The 12513-nt window shown below is 50.7% G+C and carries 10 protein-coding genes; 7 read left to right on the forward strand and 3 right to left on the reverse strand.

Translation table 11 applies throughout. The features are described 5' to 3' along the window. Positions 1–72: 72 nt before the first annotated feature. Positions 73–1254: a maltose/maltodextrin ABC transporter substrate-binding protein MalE gene (malE, locus tag I3X05_RS18900; protein ID WP_045570459.1), complete on the reverse strand. Its 1182-nt coding sequence runs from the start codon at positions 1252–1254 to the stop codon at positions 73–75. A gap of 662 nt (positions 1255–1916) precedes the next feature. Here malE and malK point away from each other — a divergent pair. Further along, positions 1917–3032, forward strand: coding sequence for a maltose/maltodextrin ABC transporter ATP-binding protein MalK (gene malK, locus I3X05_RS18905; RefSeq protein ID WP_045570460.1), 1116 nt, complete (start codon positions 1917–1919; stop codon positions 3030–3032). A gap of 182 nt (positions 3033–3214) precedes the next feature. Here malK and I3X05_RS18910 read toward each other — a convergent pair whose 3' ends face one another. Both I3X05_RS18910 and I3X05_RS18915 read right to left on the reverse strand, forming a co-directional pair. Then, positions 3215–3415: a restriction endonuclease subunit S gene (locus I3X05_RS18910; RefSeq protein WP_039428004.1), complete on the reverse strand. Its 201-nt coding sequence runs from the start codon at positions 3413–3415 to the stop codon at positions 3215–3217. A 45-nt stretch (positions 3416–3460) separates the two neighbouring features. Next, positions 3461–5374: a methyl-accepting chemotaxis protein gene (locus tag I3X05_RS18915; protein ID WP_193157748.1), complete on the reverse strand. Its 1914-nt coding sequence runs from the start codon at positions 5372–5374 to the stop codon at positions 3461–3463. A 285-nt stretch (positions 5375–5659) separates the two neighbouring features. On the opposite strand from I3X05_RS18915, the gene I3X05_RS18920 reads away from it, so the two are divergent. From I3X05_RS18920 to I3X05_RS18945, 6 genes are read left to right on the forward strand one after another with little or no spacing between them, the layout of a single operon-like run. Next, positions 5660–6616, forward strand: coding sequence for an AAA family ATPase (locus I3X05_RS18920; RefSeq protein WP_045570462.1), 957 nt, complete (start codon positions 5660–5662; stop codon positions 6614–6616). 3 nt (positions 6617–6619) lie between these two features. Beyond that, positions 6620–7537, forward strand: coding sequence for a DUF58 domain-containing protein (locus I3X05_RS18925; RefSeq protein WP_045570463.1), 918 nt, complete (start codon positions 6620–6622; stop codon positions 7535–7537). Then, entirely contained in the window at positions 7537–8007 is a 471-nt protein-coding gene (locus I3X05_RS18930; RefSeq protein WP_045570464.1) for a DUF4381 domain-containing protein, read from the forward strand. Before I3X05_RS18925 ends, I3X05_RS18930 begins: the two co-directional genes overlap by 1 nt. Before the next feature lie 31 nt (positions 8008–8038). After that, the gene (locus I3X05_RS18935; RefSeq protein WP_045570465.1) at positions 8039–8977 is read left to right on the forward strand and encodes a vWA domain-containing protein; all 939 of its coding nucleotides are present in this window, start codon (positions 8039–8041) and stop codon (positions 8975–8977) included. Then, entirely contained in the window at positions 8970–10880 is a 1911-nt protein-coding gene (locus tag I3X05_RS18940) for a vWA domain-containing protein (protein WP_337971417.1), read from the forward strand. Before I3X05_RS18935 ends, I3X05_RS18940 begins: the two co-directional genes overlap by 8 nt. A 9-nt stretch (positions 10881–10889) precedes the next feature. Further along, positions 10890–12509: a BatD family protein gene (locus I3X05_RS18945; RefSeq protein WP_045568627.1), complete on the forward strand. Its 1620-nt coding sequence runs from the start codon at positions 10890–10892 to the stop codon at positions 12507–12509. Positions 12510–12513: the final 4 nt, after the last annotated feature.

The following is a 12513-nucleotide window of genomic DNA, read 5'->3' on the forward strand; positions in this document are numbered from 1 at the left end:
AAACCTGCTAGCGATATAAAAACATAAAAGAGAGAAAAGTGAGGAGGAGTTACCCCCTCCTCAAAAGAGCATTTATTTAGTCATTTGTTTTTCTGCGTCAGCCAGTGCTGCATCCACAGTTTGACGACCATCAACGACGTTGACGATAGAGTTCTTCGCCGCGCCCCAGAATGCACTCATCTGAGGGATGTTTGGCATGATTTCGCCGTTCATTGCGTTGTCCATGGTCGCAGCGATACGAGCATCTGCATCCAGTTCACGTTGGAAAGAGTTCAGCGCAACCGCACCTAGTGGTTTATCGTTGTTCACCATACGTAGACCATCGTTGGTTAGCAGGTAGTTTTCGATAAACTCAACCGCTAGGTCTTTGTTTGGCGATGCAGTTGAGATACCAGCGGTCAGAACGCCAACGAACGGTTTAGAGGACTGGCCGTTGAATTTCGGCAAAGTGGTGACACCGTAGTTGATGCCCGATTTCTCAACGTTACCCCAAGACCAAGGACCGTTGATGGTCATGGCTGTTTTACCTTGGTTAAACGCAGATTCAGACACTGAGTAATCCATATCCGCAGAGATAACGCCTTTCTCAACCAGTGATTTGACGAACTTCATCGCATCTTTCACGCCATCTTTTGCGATGCCTGCGTCTTTCACATCGTAACCTTCAGAGGTGTACTTGAACGCGTAACCGCCATCAGCAGCCATCAGCGGCCAAGTGAAGTACGGTTCTTTTAGGTTCCACATGATGGCTGATTTGCCTTGTTTTTTCAGTTTCGCGTCCAGCGCTTCGACTTCTTCCCAGCTCTTAGGTGGGTTTGGCACCAAATCTTTGTTGTAGATAAGCGACAATGCTTCAACCGCCACTGGGTAACCAATCAGTTTGCCGTCGTATTTCACTGCATCCCATGCGAAATCAACGATGCCTTCTTTGATTTTTTGCGAAGGTTTGATTTCAACCAGAAGACCCGCTTCTGCATAACCGCCAAAACGGTCGTGCGCCCAAAATACGATATCAGGACCATCGCCAGTCGCTGCCGTTTGTGGGAACTTATCCTGCAGGCCGTCTGGGTGTGCGACGGTCACTTTAATGCCCGTTTCCGCTTCAAATTTCTTACCAACTTCCGCAAGGCCGTTGTAGCCTTTGTCACCGTTGATCCAAATTGTCAGTTGTCCTTCTTCGATGGCAGCATTCGCACCAAAAGAACCCAGTGCAACAAGAGTACCTAGTGCTACAGCGCTTAGAGCATTTTTCATGTTCGTATCCTTTTTATATTTTGATGTAGGGCCACTCCACAGAGGGTGAGCCGTATTTCGACATGTATCATCTGAAAAATACCTCTATGACTCATCCTCCTATCCTCTACGCCCTCGATATTATGGCGCATTTTCGTGATCTGCATCGTTACCGTACCGCGACCTAAATCACAAAATGGTTACTTGATGTGATCGAATTCATATTTGCAGCATTGATTATTGTGATGTTTGACCACTCTGCGCTGGCAGCCAAGTTTATCGCTCCTCCCTGACTACTCCCCCTACAATAAATTGTGACAGGAGGATGTCGGCTTGCTCAGAATCGAAGAAACTTCACTCATCCAAGAGTGGATGGTAAGAACCCTTTCCAGCCGAGTCTGATTAGACCCATTTTTCGCTGGTTTTAGCATTGCCATGCGGGTGAAATAGCATACATTAAGATGTTAGTGGTAATTATTCACGGGGGAGGCATCTTAATAATGTGGGGGAGAAAAACCCGTATTTGGCTATCGCGGGTAGCACTTTCAATCTGAAAATGGTTAAAGTGCTACCCTATTTTCTTACCATGTCCCTGCTTACCTATTCCTACTGCTACTGTCCGCTTCCATAATTCATATAATGATGGGCAGTGAATTATAAAAAATTGATCGAGGACGAGCTAAATGGCGAGTGTCACGTTAAAAAATGTTTGTAAAGCGTATGGCGACGTAATGATTTCTAAAAACGTCGACTTAGAGATCCACGAGGGCGAGTTCGTCGTTTTCGTCGGACCGTCAGGCTGCGGTAAATCCACCCTATTGCGTTGTATCGCCGGGCTGGAAGACATCACCTCCGGCGATCTTTACATCGGTGATAAACGAATGAACGATGTTGAGCCATCTAAACGTGGCGTTGGCATGGTTTTCCAGTCTTACGCGCTCTACCCTCACTTGAATCTGTATGACAACATGTCTTTTGGCCTCAAACTGGCAAAAGCAGACAAGAAAGAGATCGACAAACGCGTTGAACAAGCGGCTGAAATCCTTCAACTGGGCCACTTACTAGAACGCTTACCGAAATCCCTATCGGGCGGTCAGCGCCAACGTGTCGCTATTGGCCGTACTCTGGTTTCTCAGCCGAACGTATTCCTACTCGATGAACCGCTTTCAAACCTTGATGCGGCACTGCGTGTTCAGATGCGTGCGCAGATCACTAAGCTTCAGCGCCAACTTGGCTGCACCATGATTTACGTTACCCACGACCAAGTGGAAGCGATGACCATGGCAGATAAGATAGTCGTGCTGGATGGCGGTTTCGTTGCGCAAGTGGGTAAGCCGCTTGAACTTTACCATTACCCACAAAACCGTTTTGTTGCGGGCTTTATCGGTTCACCAAAAATGAACTTCATGAGCGTGATGATTGAAGAGGTTGAGACGAAACAGGTGAAAGTCAAATTATCGAACGGCACCTCGTTCTGGATCCCTGTTGACGGCACAACGGTGAATAAAGGCGATCGCATGTCTCTAGGCGTACGTCCTGAGCATTTAGTGTCGGCAAAAGAGGGGGATGCGGTCATCGATGGTGAAGTGATGATCGTCGAAAAGCTGGGTAACGAAACGCAAGCTTACCTCAACTTGGAAAGCGCGGATGCGGACGTGATTTATCGTCAACCTGATACGCTTGATGTGGAAGCGGGTGATCGCTTGGAAATTGGTATCCCAGCGCACCGTTGCCATTTGTTCCACAGCGATGGCCGTGCATGCACACGTCTATTTAATGAAAAAGGCGTCGAGCGTTAATTTCGCCCCATTCGCTACGCATTCAAGTTGTAAAATCAACGCCTTCCTTGTGGAAGGCGTTTTTATTGGCACGATGGAATATGACAGCGCGTCCGCTCAACAGCAGCGCCCAGACTTTCAAGCAAACAAAAAGGGAAGCCGTGCTTCCCTTTCGTCTATTCATGCTTCACTGAATGGTGAGCTTAGTGGATCGGTGCGTCACCTTTCGCTGCAAACTGACCGAAATACTGCTCTAATACTTCCGGAGTCAGTTTACCTTCCGCTTCCAACTTTTTTAGCTCGGCAACAATCGCTTGTTGCTCCTCTAGAGAAGGCAGTTTTACTTCTGGCTCTTGTGCCACTTCCGCAGACATTGCTTGCAGCTCTTTTTCAAAATCCGTCATGGTTCTTACCTAAAACATCGAAACTAAGCGGAATTCTACCCGACTCTACAGTTTGAAGCTACCTACCATGGAATCGAGGCGTTGCGACAACAAGCGAAGGTCACGACTGGCCTCGGCAAGCTCTTCAGCTGTGCTGGTTGTCACTTCATTGATGGCGTTAATCTCTTCGATATTTTGGTTGATGGTATGCACCACCGTCGATTGCTCTTCCGTCGCAGTCGCTACTTGAGTGTTACGATCGGAGATATCTGCAATGCGCTCAGAGATACTCACCAGCACATGCACCGCTTCATCGGTCGCTTCCACCCCTTCAAAGGTCACGGTTTTACCCGCTTCCATCGCGGTCACAGCGTCTTTGGCATCGCTTTGCAACTGATTGATCATTTTCTGGATCTCTTCAGTTGACGACGCAGTGCGACTGGCGAGATTACGCACTTCATCCGCCACCACCGCAAAACCACGTCCTTGCTCCCCTGCACGCGCCGCTTCAATTGCTGCGTTCAGTGCCAACAAGTTGGTTTGGTCGGAGATATCACGAATTACATCCAAAATCGAGCCAATGTCTCTGGTTGTGGTTGCCAGTTGCGTCACCACTTGGCTGGTTGCTTCCACATCATCCGCTAAGCGGGCAATGACGTTCTTCGCTTTAGACACCACTTCACGCCCCAGTTTAGTATTGTCTGACGCTTGGTTGGCGGTATCCGCTGCGGTTGCCGCGTTAGACGCAATCTCACTGATGGTTGCGCCCATCTCGTTAATCGCGGTTACTACTTGAATGGTTTGATCTCTTTGCTCTTGGCTGTTGTTGTGGGTGGTGGATGCTTTCGAAGAGACACTCTCCGCCGCTTCACTGAGCGACATACTGGTCGACGCTACTTCTTTCATGGTGGCGTGGATTTTCTCAATGAAGCCATTGAAACCCGATGAAAGCTGAGCGATTTCATCTTGCCCCTTAACTTCAATCCGTTGAGAAAGGTCGCCCTCGCCTTTACCCAAATCGGTAAAACGCAGCGCAATTTGCTGAATCGGTTTGGTAATGCTGTTGGCCAAAAACACGCCCATGAGAATGAAGACAATCGCCACTACAACAGTGGTAATCATCATTTGCGTTGCTGCCGCGTTGAGCTCCACAAACACCTCATCGACGGGTACAACGCCGACCACAAACCAGTCCATCGATGGCACGTAGGCACTGGAAACAAACACCTCTTGACCACCTATCTCTATCTGCAACACGGTCGGTTTGCCTTTGTTGAGCAGTGAGGCTGAGCTGGAGTCAATGTACGAAGAGAGCGGTTTACCAACAGCCTGCTTATCGCGGTGAATTTGGATTTTACCCGCGCTATCCACCAGAAACACGTAGCCGCTGTCTTCGATTTGGAAACCGTTCAGCTTGTCTACCATGTCATCCATGGATTTAGACACGCCGGACATGGTAAAGCCACTCAGATGTTGGTAGTTGGCAAACATTTTCACATCGCCATTGGCTTCGGTAAAAATGCTCACCATGGTCTGTTTACCCGAGTTGGTAAAACCAAAAAACCAGCCATCTTGCGACTGATTGAGCTGGCGTAGGAAGCCATTTTGGTTCCAGTAATACGCCGTCTGGCGGTTTGCCACTGACGCATCGTTGAGCTGATACTGCTCTTTAACGTTATTCAGTTGCTTAATCAGCTTGCTCTGACCTTGCGGGTCTGCCGTTTCGCGCACACTTTCACGCACAAACTCATTTTTTGCCAACTGCTCTGCCGCAGAGAGCAACTGAGACACATCCTTGTCAACTTGCAGGTTAATCTGGTTCAAGATCAAGGGCAGTTCGATATCAACCAAACGATGGCTGATAACGTCTCTTGATTGTTTCTGCGCCATGACGCCCAGTAAAATGGTGGAAGCAAGGACAGCAAAAGTTATCCCGATGACAACTTTTTGTTTAATGCTCACTGAGTGAAGATTCATCATATTTGGACCTTTAATTAGAATCACTTTCGTGTGGTGCCTGCGCACAATGCGCTTAGACTGGCAAATACTTTTAAAGAATAGTCTATTACATTCTCATGAACGGAAAATATATCGGCTAAGTCAGCAAAAACTGGAGAAAAAACGTCACTGCGCGACTTTTTACCTCAATCTGTTGATCACCTCTTGAGATCACTTGCTCAGCCCCCCATAACAATCAACGAAAAATAACGGAACTTTTTTTACTTTTTGTGAACAAAGACAAAAACTCAATTGATGTAAGTAACCATGCAATACGCTCATTTTGAAGGATTAAAAAACTATCTTGAGGGCCAAGTCGTTGGCCAGCATGAATTAGTCAAACAACTGCTTATCGCACTTCTCGCCGACGGACACATTCTGGTCGAAGGGCCTCCGGGGCTGGCCAAAACTCGCGCGGTCAAAAGCCTAGCCGATTGTATCGAAGGTGATTTTCACCGCATTCAGTTCACTCCTGACCTTTTACCTGCCGATTTGACCGGAACCGACATTTTTCGCCCGGAAACGGGCGATTTCACTTTCCAAGCAGGCCCGATTTTTAATAGCTTGATCCTCGCCGATGAAATCAACCGCGCGCCCGCTAAAGTGCAAGCCGCAATGCTGGAAGCGATGGCCGAGGGCCAAGTGACCGCAGGGCGCCATACCTATCCGCTTCCGGATCTTTTTTTGGTGATGGCGACGCAAAACCCGATTGAACAGGAAGGCACTTATTCCCTGCCAGAAGCGCAATTGGACCGTTTTCTCTTGCATCTTGAGGTCGATTTCCCGGATGAAGAGAATGAGCTTGCCATTTTGCGCATCAACCGGGGGGAAGCCAAAGGCGAAAAGGCGGTGGACAAACCACGCGTAACACAGCCTGAGATCTTTGCGGCGCGCCAAGCCGTGCTCAACGTGCACATGGCTGAAACCTTGGAGCGTTATCTGGTGCGCTTGGTGATGGCAACCCGTGCTCCTCAGCAGTACAGTGATGAGCTGGCGGGCTGGATCAGCATGGGCGTCAGTCCAAGAGCCACCATCGCGCTGGACCGGTGCGCTCGTGCACACGCTTGGCTCAGTGGCCGCGATTACGTCACACCTGCCGACATTCAAGCCATGGCATACCCTGTGCTGCGCCACCGAATCATGCTGAGCTATCAAGCGCAGGCAGAAGGTGTCACCGCCAATCAGGTGATTGACAAACTCCTCACTCTGGTTGGCAGCGTGTAACTTATGGCTCAGTTTGCGCTGCCACCGCACAGCAACGGGGTTACTTTGTCGCTGGAAGAGCTTTTGTACTACAAAAGCCAATCGATACGCTGGCTGCCTCCGGCACGCTCACTTTGGTCCGTGCTTGGCGGGATGAACAGCAGCCGCCAGCGCGGTCGGGGAATGGATTTTGAAGAGGTACGCAAGTATCAGGCAGGTGATGACATTCGCAGTATTGACTGGCGCGTCACCGCCAGAACCGGTAAGCCGCACACCAAGTTATTCAGCGAAGACAAACAGCAATCGGTGCTGATTTATCTCGATTTGGGGCCAGATATGCTGTTCGGTTCTCAATATCTGTATAAATCGGTTCAAGCGGCCCATCTCGCCGCCGTTTTGATATGGACCACGCTCAGTAAGAAAGATAGGATTGGCGCGCTCATCGATACGGGATCAGAGCTGCTGGAGTTTAAACCAACCAGTCTGGTCAAAGGTGGGCTGACGATACTTAACGCCATCCTAAACGCTCACAATCGTATCGTTGCAGATAGCCCTAGTCATCTCGATAGAGCCGCAGTGATACCGCGACTGCAACGGATGTCGGCCAAAGGCAGTGAGATCATTTTTATCAGCGATTTTGTGCGCTTTGCCCCATCGGCACTTGAACAGATCGCGACGCTGAAACAGCATCATAGCGTGCGATTGGTGCAACTGTATGACCCGCTGGAGTACGGTGAAACCGATTATCGAGGCCAGTTGAAGCTGACCGACGGGCAAACCTCACGCTGGTTTAATTTTGGTTGTAAGCAACAAAAAATGGACTTAAAAAATAGCTTTGAACAGCATCAGCAGCAGCTTCGTCTGTTAAGTTATCGTCATGGAATTCCGTTTAGCACGCTCTCTTGCGCTAAACCTCTCATCAATCAAATTGCAGAACAATAATGACAACCCAAACTGATACTTTAGCCTTGCAGCCTATTCTTCTTCCTGCCGCTCCCTCTTGGTTTCCACTTGCTTGGGGTTGGTGGGCGATACTTGCCGCCGTGGTCACCACATTGCTGTGTATCGCGCTTTATCTCCGTTGGCGTACCCACAGGCTGCGTGCCAAGCGCACTGCACTGAAACTCTTTGAAAAGCCGATCGTGGCACATACCCCCTCTTCGGCGATTGAACTGCTGCGCCAAGCCGCGTTGTGCTATTTCCCGCGCGAGACCATCGCGTCGCTACATGGAGAAAAATGGTATCAGTTTCTCGATTTACAACTCGGCGAAGCGCGCTTTTGCAACAAAATGAACCAGTGGCAAGCGGCCTTATATCAGAGCAAACGCAGCGAACTTGACGCTGAGCTTATCAACGACTGTAAAATTTGGGTTGAACGGGCACTGCCGCCTAAGCGAGGTAAACGTGGCTGAGCTACAAGGATTGAGTTTTGTTTGGTGGTGGATGTTTGTGTTGTTGCCACTGCCGCTCATTCTTTACAAGTTGCTGCCTGAAGCAAAAACCGAACACGCTGTGCGTTTCGCTTATCTGCCGACAAGTGCCGCAAATCAGGCAAAACAAGGGCGAGCCACAAAAGCTACCACACTCCTGATTTGGCTATGCCTGCTGTGCGCGGCGGCGCGTCCGGTTTGGTTTGGTGAGCCGATTGAGTTCCAGCCTGAATATCGCGATCTGATGTTGGTGGTCGACTTATCCGGCTCGATGCAAGAGGAAGACATGCAGGATGACGGTCAATATATCGACCGTCTGAGCGCAGTTAAAAAAGTGGTGACACAGTTTATCGAGCAGCGCCAAGGCGACCGACTCGGCCTTGTACTGTTCGCCGACCATGCCTATCTGCAAACGCCGTTAACCGCTGACCGCCAAACGGTAGCCGCGCAGCTCAACCAGACAGTGATCGGCCTAGTGGGGCAAAAAACCGCCATCGGCGATGGCGTTGGCTTAGCGAGCAAAACGTTTATTGACAGCAAAGCGCCACAACGCACCATTATTTTACTCAGCGATGGCAGCAACACCGCGGGTACCCTCTCGCCATTAGAAGCCGCTGAAATCGCGCAACGTCATCAAATTAAGATCTACACCGTCGGCGTTGGCGCAGGTGAAATGATGGTGAAGCAGTTTTTCATGACGCGCAAAGTCAACACCGCCGCCGATCTGGATGAAAAGACCTTAACGCAGATGGCTGAAATGACCGGCGGGCAATATTTTCGCGCGCGCGATGCCAAAGAGCTGGCGGGCATCTACGACGCCATCAACCAACTCGAACCGGTCACCAGCGATGTGCAGATCTGGCGTCCGCAATCAGAGTGGTTCATCTATCCGTTAGCCATCGCATTCTTGCTGTCCTTATTGCTGTTTGTTTTTAGGAGCAACCGTGTCTGATTTGATTTTTCTTCATCCACAATGGCTGTTTGCGCTTATCGTTATCCCCGTGGCGATCTTGATCCAAGCCAGCCGGAAAAAGTGGCGCACAGGCCCAATTGCCGCGCACCTACTCAAAGACAACACCATGCAGCGAACCTCAACACTCTGGCTTTGGTTGCTGGCTTGGACTCTCACTATCGTGGCACTGGCATCACCCAGTTGGCAAAAGAACCCGTTACCGAGCTTTGACCTCGCCCACAACCGCGTGTTGCTGATGGATATGTCGCGCTCGATGTACGCCGATGACATCTCGCCCAGCCGTTTGCAGCAAGCCAAATACAAAGCGCTCGATCTGCTGCCCAAATGGCAAGAAGGCAGCACCGCCTTAGTCGCTTACGCCGCCGATGCGTATTTGCTCAGCCCTTTGACCAGCGACAGTAAAACGCTAGCCAATTTGGTGGAAAACTTGTCGCCAGAGCTGATGCCGTTTCAAGGCTCAAACTTAGCCAGCGCATTGCGATTGGCGCTCACTCAATTGCAAGCGGATTCGGGCCGTGGCGGCGACATCGTGCTGATCGGTGATGATGTCGACGACAGCGAGTTACAACAGGCGCTGGCGCTACTGCAAGGACACTCTGTGCGCGTCTCTGTGTTGACGGTTGGCACACCTGCGGGCGCGCCTGTGCGTCTGCCAAACGGCTCACTGCTGACCAATGCTCAAGGTCAACCGATCGTCGCGCAATCGAATCTGGCCAATATGGCCAAGCTCGCCGCGCAAACTGGCGGGATTTTTCTCCCCGTGCAACACGATAACCGCGACATCGAACAGCTTGCCGCGCTCAGCAATCAACCTGGGTTGTGGCAGCAGGTGGAAAGCCGTCAACAAGAGAGCGGTCTCTCTCGTGTTAACGGTGGTTTTTGGCTGATGCCCCTGATTCTCGGCTTAAGTTTGCTGCTGTTTCGTAAAGGCGTATTTTGGATGCTGCTCATCGCACTGCCGCTTGCCCACACACCAAACGCCAGCGCCTCGCCTTTTTTAACGCCCGATCAACAAGGCAAAGTGCAGTTTGATGCAGGAGAGTATCAAGCCGCACAACAAACGTTTAGCGACCCACTATGGAAAGGCGCAGCCGCTTATGAAGCGGGTGACTACGCCCAAGCCGCGCAGTGGTTTTCCAGTTCAGACAGTACAGCGGCGCTGTATAACCTTGGTAATGCATTAGCCAAAAACGGCCAGTTTGACGACGCGATCTCGGCGTATCAGCAAGCGTTAACCAAGCAGCCGGATCTTACTCAAGCGCAAGCCAACCTTGAGGCGGTGAAAAAGGCACAACAGCAACAGCAACAGCAACAGCAACAGCAACAGCAACAGCAACAGCAACAGCAACAGCAACAGCAACAGCAACAGCAACAGCAACAGCAACAGCAACAGCAACAGCAACAGCAACAGCAACAGCAACAGCAACAGCAACAGCAACAGCAACAGCAACAGCAACAGCAACAGCAACAGCAACAGCAACAGCAACAGCAACAGCAACAGCAACAGCAACAGCAACAGCAGTCTTCGAGTTCAGAGAGCAGCCGTCAAGAAAAAACGGCAGAAAAATCGTCGTCAGCAGATAAAAAAAATGCGCAAGATGATCGCCGCGAAGACGCAGAGTCAAAGCCTCAAGAAACTGCCAAAGCACAAGAGCAAGAGCAAGAGCAAGAGCAAGAGCAACAAGGCAAACCCAACTCCACAGAAAGTAGCAATAGCGAACAACAGCCAAGCGTTCAGGCAAAGCAAGACGAAGTGGATGCTGATAAACGCAAGTTGGAGGCGATAGAGAGTGCTCGCGACCCTGCTTATTTGCTCAAAGTGCAGATCTTGTTGCAAGCACAAAAGAGACCTAAACCGGATAACAATGGAAAAACTTGGTAGCGAAACCCGATGAAAAAGTTAAGCCTGTTTCTTATCTTGCTGATTGGCTTTGTCAGTCAGCATGCCTTGGCAAACTCCTTGGTTGCCAGCGTCAATAAGACCCGATTGGCACAAAATGAGCTGATCGAGCTGCGCATTCGCGCCGATTTTTCTGTCGATTCCAGCGACATTGATTTGAGTGTACTCGACAACGATTTCTTCAAATCGGGGCCTCAGTTCAGCTCAGCCAAGAACTACATCAACGGTCAGTACTCACAAAAAAGTGAATGGGTACTTTCCATCTCGCCAAAACGTACTGGGAACCTGACTATTCCCGCGTTCAGTGCGGGAGGGCTGCAAAGTCAACCCATCGAGTTGATCGTCTCAAGCGATAGCAATACGCCAAAGGTGAGCGACATCATCCAATACTCGATGCAGCTCGGGCAACAAACGCTCTACCCCGCGCAGACCACACCGCTAAAAGTGGAGATCCGCATTAAAGCGGACCCAAGACGTTTGGAAAACCCGCGCATCGTTCCGCCCTCAGTAAACGGTTTGTCGATGCAGCCTGTCGGGCAAAGCAAGCAATACCAAATAGTCGAACAAGGACTGCAAGTGACCGTGGTCGAGCAAAACTACCTCATCAGCGCACAAACAGCAGGCGAGTATGAAATCCAAGGCCCGCAGTTTCAGGGCTCACTGATTTATGGCGACAGCCTAACCGGCTCGGCCCGCCTGCTATCGCTCAACAGCAGCGGTGAATCGAAACACATTGAAGTGAAAGCCATCCCGGCCAACGCTAGTCGGCCTTGGTTGCCCGCGAGCCAACTTGCACTGACCCAAAGCTGGCAAACCAGCCAAGGGGGAAATTTAGACAGCGTGGAACAAGGGAGTGCGATTTCACGCATTATCAAGCTCAAAACCAAAGGGATCTCGGCCGACCTGCTACCGGAGATTGCGATCAATTATCCCGACTCGGTGCGTGTCTACCCAGAAAAGCCACAGTTTAGTACCGCTGATGATGGCAGTGTAGAAATGACGGTCAAACAGGTGCTGATCCCAAGCCAAACAGGCCGTTTAACGTTACCTGAACTGAGTATCGATTGGTGGAACACGCAAAGCGATCAGCCAAAACGCGCGACGCTCGCTGGGCTAACCCTAGACATCACACCGAGCAGTTCACAAGTGTTGAGCCTGCCAACCTTGCCGGCGGCAAGTCAGGTCAACAACGAAAGCAACCAGAACGCGGCGGCAGAAAGCGGCGCATCCCCCATTTGGGTTTATCTCACGAGCCTGTTTGCCGCGCTGTGGGTTCTCACTCTGCTTGCCTTTGCACTTTACTGGCGCCGCCAAACTCGTCGCACGCAGGCACCTCATCAGCAACAGGCGCTCACGATGGGCGAAAACTCGGTACTGCAAGCGATTGAGCGGGGCGACGCGGCGCAGATTGAGGCGGCCACGCGCATTTGGCTAAACCAACATAAGGTAGACGCCGCGTTACGTGCGGAAATTGAGCAGCAGCTTGAGTTAATGAATCAAGCGCACTTTTCAGCCCAAGCGGGAAGTTGGACGCCCGAACCACTGAAGCTTTTGCTTAGTCGCGTAGGGAAAAGTCACAACAGACAGGAACAGCCGCTCGCCAAGTTGTAAATGG

Origin of the sequence: Vibrio navarrensis (assembly GCF_015767675.1) — a bacterium.
Taxonomy (GTDB): Bacteria; Pseudomonadota; Gammaproteobacteria; order Enterobacterales; family Vibrionaceae; genus Vibrio.

Excerpts from the sequence above, each read along its gene's own strand:
- malE (WP_045570459.1), bottom strand. The coding sequence starts at position 1,254 with ATGAAAAATGCTCTAAGCGCTGTAGCACTAGGTACTCTTGTTGCACTG.
- malK (WP_045570460.1), top strand. The coding sequence starts at position 1,917 with ATGGCGAGTGTCACGTTAAAAAATGTTTGTAAAGCGTATGGCGACGTA.
- I3X05_RS18910 (WP_039428004.1), bottom strand. The coding sequence starts at position 3,415 with ATGACGGATTTTGAAAAAGAGCTGCAAGCAATGTCTGCGGAAGTGGCA.
- I3X05_RS18915 (WP_193157748.1), bottom strand. The coding sequence starts at position 5,374 with ATGATGAATCTTCACTCAGTGAGCATTAAACAAAAAGTTGTCATCGGG.
- I3X05_RS18920 (WP_045570462.1), top strand. The coding sequence starts at position 5,660 with ATGCAATACGCTCATTTTGAAGGATTAAAAAACTATCTTGAGGGCCAA.
- I3X05_RS18925 (WP_045570463.1), top strand. The coding sequence starts at position 6,620 with ATGGCTCAGTTTGCGCTGCCACCGCACAGCAACGGGGTTACTTTGTCG.
- I3X05_RS18930 (WP_045570464.1), top strand. The coding sequence starts at position 7,537 with ATGACAACCCAAACTGATACTTTAGCCTTGCAGCCTATTCTTCTTCCT.
- I3X05_RS18935 (WP_045570465.1), top strand. The coding sequence starts at position 8,039 with ATGTTTGTGTTGTTGCCACTGCCGCTCATTCTTTACAAGTTGCTGCCT.
- I3X05_RS18945 (WP_045568627.1), top strand. The coding sequence starts at position 10,890 with ATGAAAAAGTTAAGCCTGTTTCTTATCTTGCTGATTGGCTTTGTCAGT.